Consider the following 21,429-nt stretch of genomic DNA (forward strand, 5'->3'; position numbering starts at 1 on the left):
GAATACCGAGAAATCGAGGACATATCAATGCCCAAAGAATACAAAGACCTGGTCGTAGGACTCGACATCGGCACCGCCAAGGTGATGGTGGTGGTGGCCGAGGTGCTGCCCGGTGGCGAGCTCAAGCTGGCCGGCCTCGGCATTGCGCCGAGCAATGGGCTCAAGCGCGGCGTGGTGGTGAACATCGACGCCACCGTGCAGAGCATCCAGCAGGCGTTGAAAGAGGCCGAGCTGATGGCCGACTGCAAGATCAGCCGCGTCTACACCGGCATCACCGGCAGCCACATCCGCGGCATCAATTCCAGCGGCATGGTGGCGGTGAAGGACAAGGAAGTGACGCCCGCCGACGTGGCCCGCGTGGTGGAGACGGCGCGCGCCATCAACATCTCGAGCGACCAGCGCCTGCTGCTGGTGGAGCCGCAGGAGTTCGTGATCGACGGCCAGGACGTGAAGGAGCCGATCGGCATGAGCGGCATGCGGCTCGAAGCCAAGGTGCACATCGTGACCGGCGCGCAGAGCGCGGCCGAGAACATCATCAAGTGCGTGCGCCGCTGCGGCCTCGAGGTCGACCAGCTGATGCTGAACCCGCTGGCCTCGAGCCAGGCGGTGCTGACGGAAGATGAACGCGAACTGGGCGTGGTGCTGGTCGATATCGGCGCGGGCACGACCGACGTGGCGATCTTCACCAACGGCGCGATCCGCCACACGGCCGTGATCCCGATCGCGGGCGACCTCATCACGAGCGACATCGCGATGGCGCTGCGCACGCCGACGAAGGACGCGGAAGACATCAAGGTCGAGAACGGCTATGCCAAGCAGCTGCTGGCCGACCCCGACACGCAGGTGGAAGTGCCGGGCCTCGGCGACCGCGGCCCGCGCATGCTGAGCAAGCAGGCGCTGGCCGGCGTGATCGAGCCGCGCATCGAAGAGATCTTCTCGCTCGTGCAGCAGGTGGTGCGCGAGTCGGGCTATGAGGAAGTGTTGTCGTCGGGCGTGGTGCTCACGGGGGGCAGCGCGGTGATGCCGGGCATGGTCGAGCTTGGGGAGGACATCTTCCTGAAGCCCGTGCGGCGCGGCATTCCGAAGTACTCGAGCGCGTTGTCCGACATGGTCGCGCAGCCTCGTGCGGCGACAGTCATGGGTCTTCTCGAAGAAGCTCGCTTCGCGCGCATGCGCGGCTTCAAGGTCGCGCAGAAGAACGGGTCGGTAAAGACCGCGTTCGGGCGCTTCAAGGACTTCATCGTGGGGAACTTCTGACCATGATCCATTCCCCACTCTGGCTCGCGCGTGGCAGCCCTCCATTGCATTTCAACGAGCGATGGCGGCGCACAGGTCCACCATCGTGACGGTCTCATCGTTGATCCCGTCACGGCACAAGAAAAATTCATAGATACACAACGGCAACTGCAAGATTCAAGGAGTTAAAAAATGACCATCGAAATGATCGAAGTCGAAGAGTTCAACCAGGGCACGCAGATCAAGGTGATCGGTGTCGGCGGTGGCGGCGGCAACGCGGTCGCCCACATGATGGAACGCGGCGTGCAGGGCGTTCAGTTCGTCTGCGCGAACACCGATGCGCAGGCACTGCAGCGCAGCAACGCGCACAAGATCATCCAGCTGGGCACCAGCGGCCTGGGCGCCGGCAGCAAGCCCGACAAGGGCCGTGAAGCGGCCGAGCTCGCGGTGGACGACATCCGCACCGCCATCGACGGCGCGCACATGCTGTTCATCACGGCCGGCATGGGCGGCGGCACCGGCACCGGCGCCGCTCCCGTGATCGCGCGCGTCGCGAAGGAAATGGGCATCCTCACCGTGGGTGTGGTGACCAAGCCCTTCGACTGGGAGGGCGGCCGGCGCATGACCAACGCCGACGCCGGTCTGGCCGAACTCGAAGCCAACGTCGACTCGCTGATCGTGGTGCTCAACGAGAAGCTGCTCGACGTGCTGGGCGAGGACATCACCCAGGACGAAGCCTTCGCGCACGCCAACGACGTGCTGAAGAACGCCGTGGGCGGCATCTCGGAAATCATCAACGAGTACGGCGGCGTGAACGTCGACTTCGAAGACGTGCGCACCGTGATGGGCGAACCCGGCAAGGCCATGATGGGCACCGCTGCCGCCGCTGGCCCGGACCGCGCGCGCATCGCCGCCGAACAGGCAGTGGCCTGCCCGCTGCTCGAAGGCATCGACCTCTCGGGCGCCAAGGGCGTGCTGGTGCTGGTGACGGCATCGAAGGGTTCGCTGAAGCTGAACGAGTCGAAGCTCGCGATGAACACCATCCGCGCCTACGCCTCGCCGGACGCGCACGTGATCTACGGCGCCGCCTACGACGACAGCCTCGGCGACGAGATGCGAGTGACCGTGGTGGCCACCGGCCTCTCGCGTGCCGACGCCCGCCGCCAGGCACCGACGCTCGAAGTGATCCGCACCGGTACCGACAACATCCCGTTCACCGTGCCGACGCTCGGTGGCATGGGTCACGCCGGTGGCAGCGGCAGCCAGCCCAACTACGACGGCATGGCCGTTCCCAGCGTGTGGCGCACCAACCGCACGATGGCCGCCGCGAAGGTGGACGCGCTGTCTTCGGGCGGCATGGACGACTTCGAGATCCCAGCCTTCCTGCGCCGCCAAGCCGACTGAAATCGGCTCGCCCCCAGGCTGCGCGCACTTCGTGTCGCTTCGCCTACCCCCTACCGGGGGCAACACCTGAGGACCGGCGGAGCCGGATCCTCGGTGTTTCGCGAAGCGGCCTATAGACGCAGAGGGCACGAAGGTTCGCAAGGGGCGCAGGGGGGACCTGAAAGGGACTTCCCCTGACCCTAGGCGCTGCGTTCACTTCGTGCCCCTTGCGTCCATCGTCGGGGCTTTAATGGATAGGACCCATGTCTATCGGTGCCATAGCGAGGGGCATAGGGGGCCACGCCCGGCGCGCGCCTAAAATCCCCGGCGTGCTGCAACAACGAACCCTCAAGTCGATCAGCCGCGCCGTGGGCGTGGGGCTTCACAGCGGCCAACGCGTGGAGCTGACCCTGCGTCCGGCCCCGGCCGACACGGGCATCGTGTTCCGCCGCGTCGACCTGCCGGAGCCGGTCGAGATCCGCATGACCGCCGAGTCGGTCACCGACACACGCCTCGCGTCCACGGTCTCCACCGGCGGCGCGAAGGTGCAGACCGTCGAGCACATCATGTCCGCCTGCGCGGGCCTGGGCATCGACAACCTCTACATCGACATCACGGCCGACGAAGTGCCGATCCTCGACGGGTCGGCCTCGTCCTTCGTGTTCCTGCTGCAAAGCGCGGGCATTGCGCTGCAGAAGGCGCCGCGCCGCTTCATCCGCGTGACCCGCAAGGTCGAGGTGCGCGAGGGCGAAGGCGCCAACGAGAAATGGGCGAGCCTGGAGCCGTACCACGGCTACAAGCTGAGCTTCGAGATCGACTTCGACCACCGCGTCGTCAATTCCACCGGCCAGCGCGTGGAGTTCGACCTGGGCACCGATTCATACAGCCGCGACATCGCGCGTGCCCGCACCTTCGGTTTCACCAAGGAGGTCGAGTACATGCGCAGCAAGGGCCTCGCGCTCGGCGGCGGGCTGGACAACGCCATCGTGATGGACGACACCAAGGTGCTCAATGCCGGCGGCCTGCGCTACGACGACGAGTTCGTGAAGCACAAGATCCTCGACGCGATGGGCGACCTGTACATCATCGGCAAGCCGCTGCTGGCGGCCTACACCGCATTCCGCTCGGGCCATGCGCTCAACAACAAGCTGCTGCGTGAACTGCTCTCGCACAGCGATGCCTACGAAGTCGTGACCTTCGACGACGAGAAGCGCGCGCCACGCGGCTTCGGCGAAGTCGCCCGCGCCTGGTAGGCGTCGCCCCGACGATGCTTCTTTTCCGCTGGGCCGTCCTGCTGCTTCTGCTCGTGGCCGGCGTGTGCTTCGCGTTCTATGCGGGCACGGGCCAGACCAGGTACCGGCGCATCGGATGGATCGTGTTGAAGTGGACGCTGCTCGCGGCGTTCGGTTTCTTCGCGGTGCTGATCGCCGAACGCGTCGTGTAGTTGGGCTCGCCCCCAGGCTTCGCGCACTTCGTGTCGCTTCTCCTTCCCCCTGCCGGGGGCAACACCAGTGGCCCGGCAAAGCCGGTTCCACGGTGTTCCGCGTATTAGCCCGTCAGGCGGCCAGCGCCTGCAACGCTTGCACCTGCTGCGCGAGCAGCGGTCCCTTGCGATGGGCCGGCACCAGCAGGACGATCGTGTCTCCGACCGCTTTCGGCCTGCCCCAGGGTGCATGCAGCTTGCCTTGCGCGAGCATTGGCGCAACCAGTCGCTCGCGGCCCATCAGCACGCCCTCGCCATCGAGCGCGGCTTGCAGTGCGAGGCTGTAGAGCGAGAAGTCGGGCCCGGCCGCGAGCGCGTCGGCTTCGATCGCCGTGATGCCGGGCCGCACGGCTTGCAGCCAGCGCGGCCAGTCGTCGCGCCAGACGGTGTCGTGCAGGCCGCCGCAGCGCGCCAGCAGTTCCGTCAGGTCATCGAGGGAGCGCGGCCTGCCGCTGGGCGATGGCTGCTGCAGGCGCGGGCTGCACACCGGCAGCAGCCGGTCGCGCACCAGCGGGATCGCCTGCGCGCCGACGGCTGTTTCGATGTGCTCGCCGGCCCGCGCATAGAACAGCCCGAGATCGAAGGGCTCGCGGCGGAAATTCGGCGGCTGCTCCAGCGCCGTCACCGACACCTGCACGCCAGGCAGCGCGGCCTTCAGCCGGGAGAGCCGCGGCGACAGCCACAGCTGCGCCACGGCCGGCAGCGCAGCCACCTGCAGCGTGCTGCGGCGCGCGGCGGTCTGGGTTTCATGGCGCAGTGCCTGCACCGCAAGGCCGAGCTGATCGACGGCCGCGCTGAGGGCAGGCAAGGCGCGCCGCCCGTGTGCGCTGAGGCGGATGCCCTGGCTGTGCCGCTCGAACAGTGCGCCGCCGGCCCAGGTTTCCAGCGCCTTGATCTGCTGCGCGACGGCGGCCGGCGTGACGAACAGTTCTTCGGCCGCGCGCGCGAAGCTGCCGTGGCGTGCGGCCGCTTCGAAAGCGCGCACGGCCGTGTGCGGCGGCAGGCGAGGGCGGGGCGGTGCGAGCGGCATGAGAGGATCTTGCAGGCCAAGTTTTTCCAGGGCTCAGGCCCAGATTATCCGGTTTGCCCGGCCGCGCACTGCAGGCGACGATGCGCCCATCCATCACTTCCAGCGAGATCCACCGCATGCCCGCCGCCCTGCAACGCCGCCCCTGGGTTCCCGCCGCCAGCGAAGACCACGTGCTTTCCATCGCCGCCGATGCCGCCGCGCGCGATGCGGCGGGCGTCGCTATCGAGATCGAGCGGCTGGTGTCCGAGAACCACCGCATCCACGACATCGACGGGCTGAATCTCAACCCCGCCACCAACGTGATGAACCCTGCCGCCGAGGCGCTGCTGTCGCGCGGGCTCGGCTCGCGCCCGTCGCTCGGCTATCCGGGCGACAAGTACGAGATGGGGCTCGAAGCCATCGAGCGGATCGAGGTCGTCGCCGCCGAACTCGCGGCCGAGGTGTTCGGCGCAAAGTTCGCCGAAGTGCGCGTGAGCTCCGGCGCGCTGTCGAATCTCTACGTGTTCATGGCGACCTGCCAGCCCGGCGACACGATCATCGTGCCGCCGCCCAGCATCGGCGGCCACGTCACGCACCATGCGGCGGGCGCGGCAGGGCTCTATGGCCTGAAGCCGGTTTCCGCGCCGGTCGATGCCGATGGCTACACGGTCGATACCATCGCGCTGGCCAGGCTGGCGCGCGAGGTGAAGCCGAAGCTCATCACCATCGGCGGCAGCCTGAACCTGTTTCCGCATCCGGTGCCCGAGATCCGCGAGATCGCCGATGGCGTGGGCGCGAAGCTGCTGTTCGACGCGGCGCACCTCTCGGGCATGGTGGCCGGCAAGGCATGGCCGCAGCCGCTCGAACAGGGCGCGCATGCGATCACCATGAGCACCTACAAGAGCCTGGGCGGCCCGGCGGGTGGCCTGATCGTGTCGAACGACGCGGCGCTGATGGAGCGCATCGACGCCATCGCATACCCCGGCCTCACGGCCAATTCGGATGCGGGCCGCACGGCCGCGCTGGCCCGCGGGCTGCTCGACTGGAAGGTGCACGGCGTGGCCTATGCAGCCGCCATGCGCGAGACCACGCAGGCGCTGGCGCGCGCACTCGATGCGCAAGGCCTGCCCGTGTTCGCGAAGGCGCGCGGCTTCACGCAGTCGCACCAGCTCGCGGTCGAAGCGGCGCGCTGGGGCGGCGGGCAGCATGCGGCGAAGAAGCTCGCGCAAGGCGGCCTGCTGGCCTGCGGCATCGGCCTGCCGATCGCACCCGTGGAGGGCGACATCAATGGCCTGCGGCTCGGCGTGCCCGAGATCGTGCGGCTGGGCTTCACGCCCGACGACATGCCGCAGCTCGCCGACTGGATCGCGCGTGCGCTCGAAGGCGACGCGGCGTCCGTGGCCGCCGAAGTGCGCGAGCGCCGCACGCGGCTCGGCGAGCTGCGCTATATCGTGCGCTGACTCAGCGCGAACGCCCTTGCCGGTAGGTGCCGGCATGGGTCTTCGACAGCTGGGCCGCTTCCGCGAGCCGCGCCATCGAGCGTCCCACCTGCGCATGCGTGATGGCGATGCCCAGCGCGTCCGCCGCATCGGCGCCCGGCAGGCCCGGCAGGTCGAGCAGCCGCCGCACCATCTCCTGCACCTGCGCCTTGGCGGCCTGGCCGTGGCCCGCCACGGCCTTCTTCATCTGCAGCGCGGTGTACTCGGCCACCGAGAGGTTGTTGCTGACCAGCGCGGTCACGCAGGCGCCGCGCGCCTGCCCCAGCAGCAGCGTCGACTGCGGGTTGACGTTGACGAAGATGATCTCGACCGCCGACGCATCAGGCTGGTAGCGCGACGTGATCTCCGCGATGCCGTCGAACAGCACCTTCAGGCGCGCCGGCAGGTTGCCGGTGCCCAGGTGCCGGGTGCTGATGGTGCCGCTGGCCACGTAGCGCAGCGCATGGCCGTCCGCGTCGACCACGCCGAAACCGGTGGTCTGCAAGCCGGGGTCGATGCCAAGAATGCGCATGTGAGAAACGAAAGGCCTACGCCCGAGCAAAGAGGAGAGAGAAGGACCGAGCCAGCGCTGGAAAGCCGCGCGATCGCGGGCAGAATCCGTGCCGATTCGTACAGTCTGCCCCGCTTCCCGCAGGGCGCGCCACACAAGGAAGCGAATGTGAATGTAGTCGAGTCCTCCGCGCAGCGGCAACTGGACGAGGCGCAAGCCTTGCTCGAACGCCTGCAGCACCCCGCTGAACGCGCAGCCGCGAGCTTCCGGCGCGTCGAACTGCTCAACGACCTGGGCCGCCGCAACGAGGCGCTGGCCGGCTGCACCCGGCTGCTCGACGAATTCGCGGCCATGCCCGAGGCCGGTGTGGTCGTGCCCTGCTGCCAGGCGCTGCGCCTGCTGGCGCACATGCTGCGCCAGATGCACCGCCCCGCCGATGCGCTTGCCACCCTCGACCGCCTGATCGCCGCGCACGGCCAGCGCGCCGAGCCCGGGATCCGCGAGCACATCGCCCACGCGCTGTACCAGCGCACCTGGTGGATCGACGAGCCCGCGGCGCGCTGCGAGGCCTGCGACGTCATGAGCGAGCTGCTCGACAGCCAGCCCGATGCCGCGCTCGACGCCTGGCGCGTGGAGGCCCGGCTGCTCAAGGCCGAGATCGAACATCACCGCGGCCTGCCGCAGGACGCACTGGCCACGCTCGATGCGGCCATCGAGCGCTTCGACGGCAGCACCGACCCGGGCGTGGTGCTGCGCGTGGCGCGCGCGCGCCTGGCCTCGGTGCTGAACCTGCGCGAGCTGGCGCAGCATGCGCAGGCCCAGGTGATGTGCCTGGCGGTGGCCGACCAGATCGAGGCCGGCCTTGCGGACGCGGCGCCCGAGCTGCGCATCGAGGGCGTGCGGGCGCTGACGCTGTTCTTCGACGGGTTTGGCATCGACGAGCATGCGAACCGCGCCGAGCTGGTCGGCTGGCTGCTCGAGCGCTACGGCCGCGATGCCTCGGCGCAGGTACGCCGCATGGCCGTGCGCCGTGCCTACGATTGGTCGGTGGGCCTGCGCGAGCAGGATGACGGGGAGGCCGCGCTGGCGGCCTGCGAGCGGCTGCTCGCCACCTTCGGCGCGGACACCGACGCCGGGGTGCAGCGCACCGTGGCGGGCGCGCTGCTCAACAAGGGCTTCGTGCTGCTCGAACGGCTCGGCCGGGCCGAAGAGGCGCTCGCCGTGTACGAGCAGCTCGCGAAGCAACTGCAGGGCGCGCTCACGCCCGAGTTGCAGGACACCCTGGCCAAGGCCACCGCCGGCCGCCAGGCCTGCCTGAAGCGGTTGCGCAAGGCCGATGCCGCCGGCAACCTGCCGGAACTGCCGTCCGAGCTGCGCGACGAAGTGCGCGACAAGGTCAGGCAGGGCCGCAAGCATGGCGATGCCGGCGAATCGAACGAGGCCATCGCGCTGTTCGACGAGGTGCTGGCCGCGCATGCCGCGTCGCCGCACCCCGAGCTGCGCCGGCAGTGCGCGCGGGCGCTGGTCCACAAGGCCTTTTGCCTGGTCGCGCTGGAGCGCTTCGCCGAAGTGGTCGTTGCCGCCGACGCGATGGACGCGCGCTACGGCGCCGATCCGTCCACGGAGATGCAGGAGACCGTCGCCCTGTGCCTGCAGTACAAGAGCACCGCGCTCGACCGCCTCGGCCTGCACGACGACGGGATGCGGGTGCACGACCAGATCGTCGCGCGCTGGGGCAACTCCGAGCTGCCGGACCTGCGCGGGCGCGTGGTCGGTGCGCTGTTCCGCAAGGGCGCCACGCTGCGCCAGACCGGCCAGCTCAAGGCGGCCGTGGACTGCTACGACGAGGCCATCGCGCGCACCACCGGTGCGAGGGAAGGCTCTCTGCAGCTGTGGGCCGCCAAGTCGATGATCAACAAGGCCAAGGCGCTCGACAAGCTTGGCGACCCCGTGGGGCAGGCCAAGGCCTACCGCGCGCTGATTGCACGCTTCGGCGATTCGGGCGATGCCGCGCTGCGCGAGCGCGTCGCCAATGCCTGCGAATGGCTGGCCGAGGCCGAGGGTCGGCAGGGGCGCGTCGAGGCGCAGCGCGCGGCGCTCGAAGCCGCGCTGGGGCGCTTCGGCACGGCGTTGTCGGCCGAGCAGCGCGCGCGCCTCATGCGCGAGCTGCAGGCGCTGAAGGCCAGGGCGTTCGGCCGAAAGGCCAAGGAGGCCTTCGACCGCGTGGTGCGACGCAAGGCCTGAGCGAGGTTACCCGGCGGCGAAGCGACACGAAGTGCGCGCAGCCTGGGGGTGTGCCAGGTTCAGGCGTTGAAGTACCAGCGGATCGAGTGGAAGAAGATCGGGGCTGCGAAGCACAGCGCATCGACCCGGTCGAGAAGGCCGTTGGCCCCCGTCACGCCCACGCCCTTCTGGCCCCAGTTCGGAATGCCCCGGTCGCGCTTGAGCGCTTTCATCACCAGGTGCCCCATCGATCCCGCGATGCAGGCAATGACCGATACCGCCAGCGCTTGCCCGAACCTGAACGGCGTGATGAACGAGAACAGCGCGCCCACCAGGCTGGCCACGGCGATGCCGATGCCCCAGCTGGTCCAGTTGAAGCTGCGGCTCACGTTGGGCGCGAAGGGCGTGCGCTGCATGCGGCGCGAGATCAGGTGCTGCACCAGCACCGAGGTCTGCACCACGAACACCAGGAAGAACACGAGGAACGCGCTCTTGCCTTCGTAGCCCGGAAAGCTCAGCAGCAGCAGCGCAGGCACGTGGCTCATGCCGTAGACGCAGACCATGATGCCCCATTGCAGCTTGGCGTTGCGCTCGAGGAACTGGCTCGGGTCGTCGGCCAGCGCGCTCGCCACCGGGATCGCGAGGAACACGTAGACCGGGATGAACACGGTGAACAGGTCGAAGCGCGCGGTGGCCACCAGCCAGAACTGGATCGGCAGCACCACGAAGAAGGCCAGGATCAGGCTGCGGTGGTCGCCGCGTCGCGTGGGCGAGAGCGTGATGAACTCGCGCAGCGCGAAGAAGGAGATCAGCGCGAACAGCACGGTGGCCACGGTTTCGCCCAGCGCCCAGCCGATCCAGAAGATGATCACCATGAACCAGGTGGTGCCCAGCAGCGCGCGGAAGTGCGCGAGTTCGGCCTGCCAGGCGGCGTCGTGCACGGGGTTGCGCTTCTCCCTGAAGCTCAGGAAGAAGGCCACGGTGCTCACGATCACGAGCACGCCGAAGACGATGAGGAAGAGCGCCGCGACCTGCTGGGTCGGGGTGAGGCTGCGCAGGAACTGGTTCATCTGTCAGTTTTCCGTTGCGCTTTGTGTTGTGGATTTTTCAGGGCGAGTGCGAAGGCCACCGGGTACTCCCCTCCGCGAATGTCCCCCGCCTTCGGCTCCTCCTTTATTTCGCTGCGGGGAGCACCCGGCACCCTTCGCACATGGACGCTGCCGTAGTGTCGGCTGCACAAGCGCTGCGTCCATCGATCACGCCGATGGGGTGCCTTGCGCAGCGAAATAAAGGAGGAGGCCGAAGGCCGGGGGACATTCGCGGAGCAAGGTACCCCGTCGGCGTGATCACACCCCGAACTGCATTGAATCGAAAAGCAAGCCTTCATTTTTCAGACGTCACGCAATGCGATCACCGCAGCTCGTGCGCGATCAAGGAAGGGCCGGCGCTCTTCGTCTTCTTCCACACGAAGAGGCGCGCCGAAAGTGACCGAGCAGAGGATGGGCACCGGCACGATCTCGCCCTTGGGCATCACGCGCTGCACGTTGTCGATCCAGGCGGGCACCAGCACCACCTCGGGGAACATCGTGGCTAGCGTATAGAGGCCCGACTTGAATTTCTGCGGCTCGCCCGTGTAGCCGCGCGTGCCCTCGGGAAAGATGATGATCGAGTCGCCGCTGCGCAGGGCTTCGACGAGGGGCGCGAGCGGGTCGGGGGCAGGAGCTGCCGCGACGGGCGGGGCTTCGGGTTCTGCCGATGGCGGCGGCGGGGCAGGGGGCTCCGGCAGGTCGAGCCGGCCTTGCGCTTCGGGCACCGTCTCGGCGGGCGGTTCCGGTGCCGTCAATGGCAGCAGGGGCTCCATCGACGGCTCGATGCGCTCGGCCGGTGAAGGAACGACAGTTCGCGCAGTGGTCGCTGGCGGCGGGGCCTCGACCGCCACCGGCGCAGGGGATGCCGTCGCAGCAGGCGCCGCCTGGCGCTCCACGTACACCGCGTTGAACACCTCCGTCGTGATCCAGCGCTTGACCGGCGTGTTGGCCCAGTAGTCGCGCGCCGCAATGGGCCGCGTGATGCTGCGCAGCTCTTCGGGCAGCGCCGCCCAGATCATCACGAGGTCGGCATGGCTCTGGTGGTTGGCGAAGTAGATGCGCTGCTCGGCCTTCGGCGGACAGCCATACCAGCGCGCCTGGGCGCCTGTGAGCAACCGGACGATTCCCAACAACAACCAACCCGTGAGCTTTGCCAGCATATGGGCGCGATGATACGGGCCATGCGATGGCGTTTCGATCCTCTTTCACTCGTGTGGGCGGTGGCCCTGTTCTTCGTTCTCGTGCTGCTGGCCACCGTCGGCGCGCGCTGGGGCTGGTTGCGCAGCTTCTTCGGCGACGTGCTGGCCGTGGTGTGGGTGTACTTCGTCTTCAGGACCGCGATCGCCGCGCGCGTATGGCTGCTGGCATTGGCCGCGCTGGGCGTGGGGCTCGCGGTCGAGCTCGGGCAGTACCTCGCGGCGGCGTGGCACCTGCACATCCCGAACCGCGCCTTGCGCATCGTGCTCGGCAGCACGGCCGACTGGTGGGACGTGCTGGCCTATGCGATCGGCTTCGGTGCGGTGCTGGCCATCGAAGGCCTGCGCGGCACGCTCAGGGCAGTTCGGCCGCAGGCATCCGCGCCATGACCGTCGACGCCCGCCCGCTCAGGTAGGGCGAGCCGAGCCGGCGCTCGAAGAACCTGGGGCTCGGCAGCATCACCGCGAGGCGCGCGGCCTCGCTGGTGCTCAGGCGCGACGCCGGCTTGCGGAAGTAGTACTGCGACGCTGCCTCGGCGCCGAACACGCCTTCGCCCCACTCGACATTGTTGAGATAGATCTCGAGGATGCGCCGCTTGTCCAGCAGCACTTCGAGCAGCGTGGCGAGCACCAGCTCCTGGCCCTTGCGCAGCAAGGTGCGTTCGCTGGACAGCAGCAGGTTCTTCGCGAGCTGCTGCGTGATGGTCGATCCGCCGCGCAGCTGCACGGGCCGCACCGGCTTGCCGCGTGCCAAGGCGCGCGCCGCGCGTTTGGCGGCCAGCTCCTCGGCCTTGGCGTTGCGCTGGCGCGCGCGCTCGATGGCTTCCCACTCCACCCCGTTGTGGTCGACGAAGCCGGCGTCCTCGCTCGCGATGACGGCGCGCTTGAGCGTGTCGTTGATCTGCGAGTAAGGCACCCACTGCTGCCGCCAGCCGCCGCCGCTGCCCTGGTGGATGGCGATCTGGAAGGCTTCGGAGCGCTGGAACGCGGTGCTCTGCGGATCGACCACCGCCATTGCCGCGATGCGCGCCACGAAGAACAGCTCGAGTGCCACGCCCGCCACCACGAGGCAGGCGATCAGGCGCAGCACGGCTTTCATTTTTTCGCAGCGGCGAGCGATGCGCGCACTTCGGCCAGCACCTGTGCGGAAGGCGGGCGCACGCCGCGCCAGATCTCGAACGACTCGGCCGCCTGCTCGACCAGCATGCCCAGCCCGTCGCGCGCCACCGCGCCATGCGCCTCGGCCCAGGCCATGAAGCCCGCGGCCGCGGGGCCATACATCATGTCGACCGCGAGTCCGCCGGCGCGCAGCACGCTGGCCTTCACCGGCACCGCGTCGCCCGCGAGGCTGGAGGCGGTGGCGTTGACCACCACGTCGAAGGCGCCCGGCACTTCGTCGAGCGCCCAGGCCTCGAGCGAGGCGCCATGGCGCAGCGCGAGGGCCGCATGGCGGCGCACCAGCTCGACGGCCTTGCCGACGGTGCGGTTCGCGACCACGACGCGCGAGACACCCGCGTCGAGCAGCGGGCCGAGCACGCCGGCTGCCGCACCGCCCGCGCCGATCAGCAGCAGCGCCTTGCCTTCCAGTGGCACGCCCGCGTTGTGCACGATGTCGTTGACCAGGCCGATGCCATCGGTGTTGTCCGCATGGATGCTGCCGTCGGCGTCGAAGCGCAGCGTGTTGGCCGCCTGCGCGAGCAGGGCGCGTTCGCTGGTGTGCTGCGCCAGCGCAGCGGCTTCGAACTTGAAGGGCACGGTGATGTTGCAGCCGCGCGCGGTGTCGCCGCGTTCGGCGGCTTCGCTGCGAAAGGCCGCGATGCCTTCGGCGAAGGCGCCGAGCGGAATCAGCCGCCGGCCATAGTCCAGCTGCTGGCCGCAGAGTTCGGCAAAACGCGCGTGGATATGGGGCGAGCGGCTGTGCTCGACCGGGTTGCCCATGACGCAGTACAGGTCCATGGCGTCTGCCTCCTTGGGGTTTTCTTGTCGGCTACTGCGAGGAGAGTTCGACCGACCCGTCGTGTGCGAACCGGAAGTGGGGCCGGATCACGATCTGGTCCGCGTGCTCCTTGCGCATCGCATCGGTGAACTTGCCGAAGTTGCCGACGCTGGCAACGATGGCCTGGGCGCGCCGGTCCAGCACGGGAGTGCCCGAGCTTTCATCGACCACCGTCGAGAGCAGTCTGCCGTCGAAGTTGACCGTGATGGTCATCGTGAGCTCGCCATAGAGCTTCTTGCCGGCGAGCGTCGGGAAGTTGGCTGTGCCCTGGGCTTCCACACGGCGGCGCAGCGAATCCACGTAGCTCGCGAAGGCCGCTTCCCGCGTGAAGGGGCTCAGGAAGCGCTTCTTCGGGCGTGCGTTTTCCTCGTTCACGCGGCGCTCGATCTCGGCCAGCAGGTTGATCATCTGCCGGCGCTTTTCTTCCTGCGCCGTGGCCTCGGTCGGGTCGCCGGGGTTGCGCGGGTCGGGCGCAGGCATTGCGGCGAGCTCGCGCTTGAGCTGGGTGAGCATCTGCAACTGCTCGGTCTGCATCGCATCGACTTTGCGCTGCGCGTCCTCGAACGAATCGCCGACGGTGGTGAAGCTCGACGGCGGCAGCGGGCTGGTCGCGCGGCCCTTGTCGAGGTCGCCGCCGCCCGCAAGCGAGGTCTGCGCTCGCAGCCGGGCGCTGGGGTCGGGCTTTTCGTTGGTCTTTGTGTTGACCAGGATCACTTCGAGCGGCGTGTCGCTGAAGACCTTGTTGAACGATTCGGGATCGACGAAGCGCACCGCGAGCAGCACGGCATGCGCAATGACCGACACGCCCAGTGCAATCTGCAGCGTGCTGAGGTCCTTGAAGTTCATTCTCGAAATTCCTCCAGGGGGCGCATTTCTCCGGACGATCTGCCGAAGTTCATGCTGGCGTGTTTTCGGGTGCGGCTTCGCTGTCGCTCAGGTCGACGGCGATGGCGATCGGGCCTGCGACCACTTCTTCTTCCTCGCCGCTCTCTTCGTCGACGGCCGCATCGGCCTTCGGGGCGTCGAGGCGTTCGAGCACGGTGCCGGTCACGTTGAGCGCGATCTCGTCGATCTCGCCGAGCTTCACGCGCAGCCGTGCGCCGCGTTCCTGCTGGCCGGCCACCGGGAACACCAGCGGCAGCGTGTCGGCACGCACCAGCGCGCCGTTCGGCAGGTCCTTGATGACGGTGGCTTCGAGTTCGGTGATGCCCTGCTGCTGCAGGTACTTCAGCGTCCAGAAGCGTTCCATGCCGCCCTGGTAGGCGTTGTACGTGGCATAGGCCGCGTCGAAGCCGGAGAGGATCGAGAACAGGTCGGCGTCCTTCGGCTTGAAGGGCGCGGCCAGTGCAGCGGTCTTGCCGTGGCGCGCCGCCGCGATGATCTGCCACTGGTTCACGAGGTCGGTATAGCGGCGCAGCGGCGAGGTGCTCCACGCGTAGCTCTTGACGCCCAGGCCCGCATGCGGCAGCGCGCGCGTGCCCATGCGCACCTTGATGCCGGGCGCGAGGCTCGCCTGGCTGCGGTAGAGGCCGGGCACGCCGAGTTCGCCGAGCCAGCCGCCCCAGCTGCTGTTGGCCAGGATCATGGCCTCGGACACGATCAGGTCGAGCGGCGCGCCGCGCTGGCGCGTGCTGATCTGCACCTGTTCGCTGCCGGTGGGTTCGCCGTCGTTGCCGACGAGGCGGAAGTTGTAGTCGGGTCGGTTGAAGTTCTCGGGCTTGCCGCGCACCACTTCGCGCTGCGCCTTCAACTGCTTGGCGAGGCGGAACAGGAAGGAGAGCGGGGCGCGCAGGTTCGCGGCGGCTTCGGGCGTGTTGTCGCTCTGGAACGCGGCGTCCTCGAGCCAGGGCTGCGTGACGACGCTGTCGAGCTGGTCGTGGCGCAGGTTGGCCACGATCGGCACGCGCTCCAGTTTCGTTTCGGTGGCTTGCAGTTCCAGCGTGGCTTCGTCGAAGCGCGCATAGAGCGACACGGCAGGCCGGTCGCTGCCTTCGAGCAGGGTGTAGGTGTTGACCACGTCGTCGGGCAGCATCGTGATCTTGTAGCCCGGCATGTAGACCGTCGACATGCGCGCACGCGCCACGTTGTCGAGGGCGCTGCCCGGCGTCAGCGCCAGGGCCGGCGCCGCGATGTGGATGCCGACCGTGACGGTGCCCGTGCCCAGGCCCTGCACAGAGAGTGCGTCGTCGATCTCGGTGGTCTGCGAATCGTCGATCGAGAAGGCCTGCAAGCCGGACGCCACCGGCAGGTCGTCCACGATGGCCGGTGCCGCGAGCGCGGGAAAACCGGTGCCCTTGGGGAAGTTCTCGAACAGGAAGCGGCGCCAGTGGAACTGGTAGGGCGAGTCGATGGCGCCGGCGCGCTCCAGCAATTCGAGCGGCGGGCGCTGCGTGGCGCGCGAGGCGTCGACCACGGCCTTGTATTCGGGGGCGTTCTTGTCGGGGCGGAACAGGATCTTGTAGAGCTGCTCGCGCACCGGTGCTGGGCACACGCCTTCGGCCAGCTGCGCGGCCCATTCGGCGATCTGCGCCTGGACGGCTTTTTTCTTCTCGATGGCGGCCAGCGCCTGCTGCACGATCTCGGCCGGCGCCTTCTTGAAGCGCCCCTTGCCCGCGCGGCGGAAATAGTGCGGCGCCTCGAACAGCGCGAACAGGGCGGCGGCCTGCTGCGCCAGCGAGGGCTTGTCGCTGAAATAATCGGCTGCGAGATCGGCAAAGCCGAATTCCCCCTCGGCCGCGAATTCCCAGGCGAGGTCGAGGTCCATGGCGGCGGCGAGCGTGCGCGCCTCGGCGATCAGATCGGCGGGCGACGGTTTCTCGAAACGCAGCACGATGTTGGCGCCCTTGACCTTGACGCGCTTGCCCGTGTCGAGCTCGACCTGTGCCGACGCTTCGGCCTCCGACAGCACGCGGCCGCCGAGGTACTTGCCGGCTTCTTCAAACAATACAAACATCCCTCGATTGTCCCACGCTGAAAACCGGCGCGATCCAATTCCAGGATGCCGCGGAACCGGCTCTGCCGGGCCGCAGGCATCGCCCCCTACAAGGGGGGTGGCGCAGCGACACGAAGTGCGCGAAGCCTGGGGGTGTACCTAGATAGGGTTGATGAACGCCATGACGTCGTCGAGATGCGCTTTCTCGAAGTCGGACAGGGCGTGGTCGCTGCCTTCGAGCAGCTTGATGTTGCTGTCGGGGTAGCGTGCGGACATCTCGTGCCAGTCGAGCGCTTCGTCGCCCTTGGCGATGATGGCGAAGACGCGCTCGGGCCGCGTGAGCGGCCCGACTTCCATCGCACGCAGTTCGTGGATGTATTCGGGGCGGAAGTAGAAATGCTCGGCCGGGTCGTGCCAGAGGGTCTGGTCGCCGATGTAGCGCGTGAGGTCGCGTGCGGGATGCACGGCCGGATTGAGCAGCACCGCGCGGCAGCGCGTCATGCCGGCCACGTAGGTCGCGTAGTACCCGCCGAGCGACGAGCCCACCACCGCCATCGACTTGCGCGGCCAATGCGCGATGCCCTTCATCACCATGTCGATGGCATCGTGAGGCGACGGCGGCAATTGCGGGCACCACCACTGCAGGTTCGGGTGGCGCTGCGCCACGCGTTCCGCAACGATCCGGGCCTTGGCCGAACGAGGCGAAGAACGGAAGCCGTGCAGATAGAGCAGATGAGTGGTGTGCGCATCCATGCGAGGAAAGGACGGGAGGTGCGGCTGTTGCACCTCGCTTGGCGGGACCGGGTAATTCTGCATGAGGTCTGTTCTCGCAAGGCCGCTTCCAACATACGAAAAGCCCGCTGTGCGGGGGTTCTTCGGGAACGCTATAGCTTACTGAGGCCTGGGACGCGTGGGCACCCTGTGTACGCGGAATCCAAAAGTACTCATGTGATGGCCGCCGGGTGCAGATGGCCTGCGTTCGGGCTACGTCGTATGCGAGAGGCGCGCCTTGGAAAAGCGCGGTTTCGTGGAGCCTTGCCATGTGCATCCCATGAACCGGGGAGGCGCGTACGGATTCGATGGGGGCGCCGAGGCTTATGCTCTGCCCATGAACATTGAGGCTCAGGAGGACGCGACGCTGCACCGATGGGGTGTGCTCGTTGTCGAAGACGACAGCCGCGCGCGTGCCTTTTTCGAGGCCAGCGTGCAGCGCAGCCCACGCCTTTTCTGGCTCGGCAGCGCCGGAACGGTGCAGGAAGCGCTGGGCTGGCTGGCCCGCACCGCCACCATTCCCGACGTGCTGCTGGTCGACCTCGGCATGCCCGACGGCACGGGCCTCGACGTGATCCGGGACGCGGTCGCTCGCTTTCCTGGCTGCGAGCCGCTGGTGGTGTCGGTCTTCGGCGACGAGGAGAACGTGCTCGCCAGCATCGAAGCAGGGGCCGTGGGCTACATCCACAAGGACGCCGCACCGGAGGACATCGCGCAGACCATCGTGGAGATGAAGGCTGGCGCCTCCCCGATCTCGCCCATGATCGCGCGGCGCGTGCTCGCGAAGTACCGCAGCCTGCAATCGGCAGCCCCTTCCGGCGCGGCGCCGGGGTCAGCGCCCGAAGCAGCCGCGGAGGAGTCCGACCGCGGCCTGCTGTCTGCGCGCGAGCACGAGGTGCTGACGCTCATCGCTCGCGGCTTCTCGTACGCGGAAATCGCGCGGCTCAAGGGCCTGAGCGTGCACACGGTGCAGACCCACATCAAGAATCTCTACGGAAAGCTGGCCGTGCATTCCAAGAGCGAGGCGGTTTTCGAAGCGACGCGTCTCGGCCTGTTGTCTCATCCGGGCTGAACGCAGATGCGACCAAGTCGGGTGCTGCTGCTGGTGCTTTGGCTGGCGATGCTCTTCGCGGGTATCCCCAGCGTCTGCGGCGCGGCCGCGTCCGGGGCACCGATCGAACTGCGCCAGGGCACCGTGACGACCTCTGTCGACGGCATCACGCGCACGGGGCCTGTCGAGCTGCCCTACCACTGGGACCGCCGGCACCAGGGGCGTCCCGGCCTGGCGAGCTTCGATCTGCCGTTCAGGCTCGAGGCCGTGCCCGAGACGCCGTGGGGCATCTTCATCCCGCGCGTCGGCAACGTCTTCGAGGTGCAGCTCAACGACGCGCTGCTGCAGGTCTACGGCGACCTGGGCCGCGGCAATGATGCCGACTACGCCAAGGCGCCCATCTACGTGCCGGTGCCCGGGCGCCTGCTGCGAACGGGCGACAACCTCCTGCAGATCCGCCTGCGCGCCGACACCGCGCGGCGCGCGGGGCTTTCGCGGGTGGTCGTCGGGCCGGCTGCGCCGGTGCGCAACGAACTCTTCGAGAGTGCCTACGCATGGCGCTTCACCGGCTCGGTGCTGCTGATGGCCTTCAGCCTGATCGTGGGCGGCATCGCGCTGGCGCTGTGGCTGACGCAGGTCGACGCCGATGCCAGGGGCGCGCAGCGGCGCGACGGCATCTACTTCTGGGCCGCGCTGGCCGAGTTCTGCTGGGCGCTGCGGGTGGCCGACGGCGTGATCGCGGAGCCGCCGCTGTCCTGGGGGCCATGGGGCGTGCTGATGGCCGCCTGCTATGCGGGCTGGGCGGCCTCTTCCATGATGTTCGCCTATCACCTCGCAGGATGGGCGCGCGAGCGCCGCGGCCGGTGGGTGCGCTGGCCGATCGCGGGCGCCGTGGCCGGGACGGTGCTGTTCAGTGCGCTGTCGCTGCAGCGCGACGAGCCGATATGGCTCACCGGCTGGCTCGCCGCCGAGATCGTTTTCGTCCTGGCCTTCGCCGGCGCCTTCGCGGTTGCCACCCTGCGCAAGCCGAACGCCGAAAAGCTGCTGGTGGCCGGCGCTGCCCTGGTGACGGTGGCCTTCGGCACGCGCGACTGGCTGGTGATCCGCCTCGGCGACGCCTATGGCGAGACCACCTGGGTGCGCTATTCGTCGGTGTTCTTCGGCGTGGCGCTGCTGCTGATCGTGCTGCGGCGCTTTCGCGCGGCGAGCTTGCAGGCGCGCGGCTCGGTCGCGGCGCTCGCCGAGCGGGTGGCCCAGCGCGAGCGCGAACTCGCGGCCACCTACGCAGAGCTCGAAGCCGCGGCGCGCGACCAGGCGCGCACCCACGAGCGCGAACGCATCCTGCGCGAGATGCACGACGGCGTGGGCTCGCACATCAGCTCGGCGATCCGGCAACTGCAGTCGGGCCAGAGCAGCTCGGGCGACCTGCTGCGCACGCTGCGCGATTCGCTGGACCAGCTGAAACTGTCGATCGATTCGATCCACCTGCCGCCGGGCGACGTGGGCGCGCTGATGGCGGCGGCGCGCTACCGGCTGGAACCCCGGCTGGCGGCGGCGGGCATCGAGTTCGAATGGGCTGTGGACGAGGTGGAGCTGGTGGAGGGACTCGACGCGCTGGGCATGCGGCAGTTGCAGTTCCTGCTGTTCGAGGCGATCTCCAACGTGCTGCAGCATGCGCAGGCCACCGTGCTGCGATTCGAAGCCGGCATGCAGGGCAAGACGGTGCAACTGCGGGTGATCGACAACGGCAAGGGCTTCGACGCGGTGAAGCACCTGCCGCGGTCGCTGGTGGAGCGCTCGGGGGCCATCGGAGCCCGGCTGGCGGTGGAAAGCCGACCCGGGCGCACGGTCGTTCAGCTCGAATTCGATTGAGGGGGCTGGCGGGGCAGGGATAATCCGCCCCCATGTCTGCCGTGTTCAACCAGCCCTCCCTGGCGCGTCGTATCGCGCCCATCTTCCAGGGCTTCGACGGCTTTCTGGCCTTCGCCGTGCTGCTGCTCGCGTTCGCCGGGCTGCTGACCATGTATTCCTCCGGCTACGACCACGGTTCGCGCTTCGTCGACCATGGCCGCAACATGCTGCTGGCCGGCTTCATCATGTTCGTGGTGGCGCAGGTGCCGCCGCAGCGGCTGATGCTGGCGGCCGTGCCGCTCTACGCGATGGGCGTGGCCCTGCTGGTGGCGGTGGCGCTGTTCGGCATCACCAAGAAGGGCGCCACGCGCTGGATCAACGTGGGCGTCGTGATCCAGCCCAGCGAAATCCTGAAGATCGCGATGCCGCTGATGCTGGCCTGGTGGTTCCAGCGGCGCGAGGGTCAGCTGCGGCCGCTCGATTTCGTGGTGGCGACGGTGCTGCTGGCGGTGCCGGTCGGCCTCATCATGAAGCAGCCCGACCTCGGTACCTCGCTGCTGGTGCTGGCGGCCGGGCTGGCGGTGATCTTCTTTGCCGGGCTGCCATGGAAGCTGATCGTGCCGCCGGTGCTGATCGGCGCGATAGCCGTCACGCTGATCGTGGGTTTCGAGTCGAGGCTGTGCGCCGACGGGGTCGACTGGCGCGTGCTGCACGACTACCAGAAGCAGCGCGTGTGCACGCTGCTCGACCCCAGCAAGGACCCGCTGGGCAAGGGCTTCCACATCATCCAGGGGATGATCGCCATCGGTTCGGGCGGGGTGGGCGGCAAGGGCTTCATGCAAGGCACCCAGACGCACCTCGAGTTCATTCCCGAGCGCACCACCGACTTCATCTTTGCCGCGTATTCCGAGGAGTTCGGGCTGATGGGCAACCTGGCGCTGATCTCGGCCTTCATCCTGCTGGTCTTCCGCGGGCTGGTCATCGCGACCAACGCGGCCACCTTGTTCTCGCGCCTGCTGGGGGGAGCGGTGACGATGATTTTCTTCACCTATGCCTTCGTGAACATGGGCATGGTGAGCGGCATTTTGCCGGTGGTGGGGGTGCCGCTGCCGTTCATCAGCTACGGCGGCACCGCCATGGTGACGCTGGGGCTGGGACTGGGCATCCTGATGTCCATCGCCCGGGCTCGAAAACTGGCTCAAAGCTAGCGCGCCCCAGGCC

The 21,429-nt window shown here is 68.3% G+C and carries 19 protein-coding genes; 10 read left to right on the forward strand and 9 right to left on the reverse strand.

Features of this window, described 5'->3' with window-relative positions:
* The first annotated feature begins 27 nt into the window (after positions 1 to 27).
* The 4 genes from ftsA (at position 28) to ACEOAB_RS03660 (ending at position 4,063) form a co-directional block, all read left to right on the forward strand.
* Complete coding sequence (gene ftsA, locus ACEOAB_RS03645) at positions 28 to 1,257, forward strand: cell division protein FtsA (protein WP_007832444.1); 1,230 nt, start codon at positions 28 to 30, stop codon at positions 1,255 to 1,257.
* Between the two features lie 171 nt (positions 1,258 to 1,428).
* The gene (gene ftsZ, locus ACEOAB_RS03650; RefSeq protein WP_056597461.1) at positions 1,429 to 2,640 is read left to right on the forward strand and encodes a cell division protein FtsZ; all 1,212 of its coding nucleotides are present in this window, start codon (positions 1,429 to 1,431) and stop codon (positions 2,638 to 2,640) included.
* Positions 2,641 to 2,948: 308 nt separating this feature from the next.
* Entirely contained in the window at positions 2,949 to 3,872 is a 924-nt protein-coding gene (gene lpxC, locus ACEOAB_RS03655) for a UDP-3-O-acyl-N-acetylglucosamine deacetylase (protein WP_042673244.1), read from the forward strand.
* Between the two features lie 14 nt (positions 3,873 to 3,886).
* Positions 3,887 to 4,063, forward strand: a complete 177-nt coding sequence (locus ACEOAB_RS03660; RefSeq protein WP_413748987.1) for a hypothetical protein — start codon at positions 3,887 to 3,889, stop codon at positions 4,061 to 4,063.
* Between the two features lie 112 nt (positions 4,064 to 4,175).
* Here ACEOAB_RS03660 and ACEOAB_RS03665 read toward each other — a convergent pair whose 3' ends face one another.
* On the reverse strand, positions 4,176 to 5,132 hold the full coding sequence (locus tag ACEOAB_RS03665; RefSeq protein WP_495653469.1) for a LysR family transcriptional regulator: 957 nt from the start codon (positions 5,130 to 5,132) through the stop codon (positions 4,176 to 4,178).
* 116 nt (positions 5,133 to 5,248) lie between these two features.
* Between ACEOAB_RS03665 and ACEOAB_RS03670 the strand changes: the two genes are divergently transcribed.
* Positions 5,249 to 6,571, forward strand: coding sequence for an alpha-methylserine aldolase (locus tag ACEOAB_RS03670; protein ID WP_413750853.1), 1,323 nt, complete (start codon positions 5,249 to 5,251; stop codon positions 6,569 to 6,571).
* A gap of 1 nt (position 6,572) precedes the next feature.
* Here ACEOAB_RS03670 and ruvC read toward each other — a convergent pair whose 3' ends face one another.
* Positions 6,573 to 7,121: a crossover junction endodeoxyribonuclease RuvC gene (gene ruvC, locus ACEOAB_RS03675; protein WP_007832433.1), complete on the reverse strand. Its 549-nt coding sequence runs from the start codon at positions 7,119 to 7,121 to the stop codon at positions 6,573 to 6,575.
* Positions 7,122 to 7,268: 147 nt separating this feature from the next.
* On the opposite strand from ruvC, the gene ACEOAB_RS03680 reads away from it, so the two are divergent.
* A complete protein-coding gene (locus ACEOAB_RS03680) occupies positions 7,269 to 9,344 on the forward strand; it encodes a tetratricopeptide repeat protein (protein WP_495653470.1) in 2,076 nt (691 codons plus the stop codon).
* Positions 9,345 to 9,403: 59 nt separating this feature from the next.
* On the opposite strand, the gene ACEOAB_RS03685 is transcribed toward ACEOAB_RS03680, so the two are convergent.
* Positions 9,404 to 10,393 (reverse strand): phosphatidate cytidylyltransferase, encoded by a 990-nt coding sequence (locus ACEOAB_RS03685; protein WP_056597452.1) that lies wholly within the window; start codon positions 10,391 to 10,393, stop codon positions 9,404 to 9,406.
* Between the two features lie 320 nt (positions 10,394 to 10,713).
* The gene (locus tag ACEOAB_RS03690; protein WP_495653471.1) at positions 10,714 to 11,571 is read right to left on the reverse strand and encodes a lysophospholipid acyltransferase family protein; all 858 of its coding nucleotides are present in this window, start codon (positions 11,569 to 11,571) and stop codon (positions 10,714 to 10,716) included.
* 9 nt (positions 11,572 to 11,580) lie between these two features.
* On the opposite strand from ACEOAB_RS03690, the gene ACEOAB_RS03695 reads away from it, so the two are divergent.
* Positions 11,581 to 11,997: a ribosomal maturation YjgA family protein gene (locus tag ACEOAB_RS03695; RefSeq protein ID WP_056597949.1), complete on the forward strand. Its 417-nt coding sequence runs from the start codon at positions 11,581 to 11,583 to the stop codon at positions 11,995 to 11,997.
* Here the strand turns inward: ACEOAB_RS03695 and ACEOAB_RS03700 are convergent.
* The 5 genes from ACEOAB_RS03700 to ACEOAB_RS03720 all read right to left on the reverse strand — a co-directional run bounded on the left by ACEOAB_RS03700 (position 11,963) and on the right by ACEOAB_RS03720 (position 17,288).
* Complete coding sequence (locus ACEOAB_RS03700; protein WP_413749998.1) at positions 11,963 to 12,706, reverse strand: transglycosylase domain-containing protein; 744 nt, start codon at positions 12,704 to 12,706, stop codon at positions 11,963 to 11,965. The genes ACEOAB_RS03695 and ACEOAB_RS03700 overlap by 35 nt on opposite strands.
* Positions 12,703 to 13,563 (reverse strand): shikimate dehydrogenase, encoded by an 861-nt coding sequence (gene aroE, locus ACEOAB_RS03705; RefSeq protein WP_056597445.1) that lies wholly within the window; start codon positions 13,561 to 13,563, stop codon positions 12,703 to 12,705. The genes ACEOAB_RS03700 and aroE overlap by 4 nt, the downstream gene beginning before the upstream one ends.
* A 31-nt stretch (positions 13,564 to 13,594) precedes the next feature.
* Positions 13,595 to 14,449, reverse strand: a complete 855-nt coding sequence (locus ACEOAB_RS03710; protein WP_056597443.1) for a cell envelope integrity TolA family protein — start codon at positions 14,447 to 14,449, stop codon at positions 13,595 to 13,597.
* Positions 14,450 to 14,498: 49 nt separating this feature from the next.
* Positions 14,499 to 16,556 (reverse strand): ribonuclease catalytic domain-containing protein, encoded by a 2,058-nt coding sequence (locus tag ACEOAB_RS03715; RefSeq protein ID WP_413749997.1) that lies wholly within the window; start codon positions 16,554 to 16,556, stop codon positions 14,499 to 14,501.
* Positions 16,557 to 16,694: 138 nt separating this feature from the next.
* The gene (locus ACEOAB_RS03720; RefSeq protein WP_056597439.1) at positions 16,695 to 17,288 is read right to left on the reverse strand and encodes a YqiA/YcfP family alpha/beta fold hydrolase; all 594 of its coding nucleotides are present in this window, start codon (positions 17,286 to 17,288) and stop codon (positions 16,695 to 16,697) included.
* A gap of 355 nt (positions 17,289 to 17,643) precedes the next feature.
* On the opposite strand from ACEOAB_RS03720, the gene ACEOAB_RS03725 reads away from it, so the two are divergent.
* From ACEOAB_RS03725 to rodA, 3 genes are read left to right on the forward strand one after another with little or no spacing between them, the layout of a single operon-like run.
* Entirely contained in the window at positions 17,644 to 18,378 is a 735-nt protein-coding gene (locus ACEOAB_RS03725; protein WP_413749996.1) for a response regulator, read from the forward strand.
* A 6-nt stretch (positions 18,379 to 18,384) separates the two neighbouring features.
* A complete protein-coding gene (locus ACEOAB_RS03730; protein WP_413749995.1) occupies positions 18,385 to 20,229 on the forward strand; it encodes a sensor histidine kinase in 1,845 nt (614 codons plus the stop codon).
* A gap of 32 nt (positions 20,230 to 20,261) precedes the next feature.
* On the forward strand, positions 20,262 to 21,416 hold the full coding sequence (rodA, locus tag ACEOAB_RS03735) for a rod shape-determining protein RodA (protein ID WP_056597432.1): 1,155 nt from the start codon (positions 20,262 to 20,264) through the stop codon (positions 21,414 to 21,416).
* Positions 21,417 to 21,429 lie beyond the last annotated feature (13 nt).

This window comes from Variovorax sp. Varisp53 (assembly GCF_059491555.1).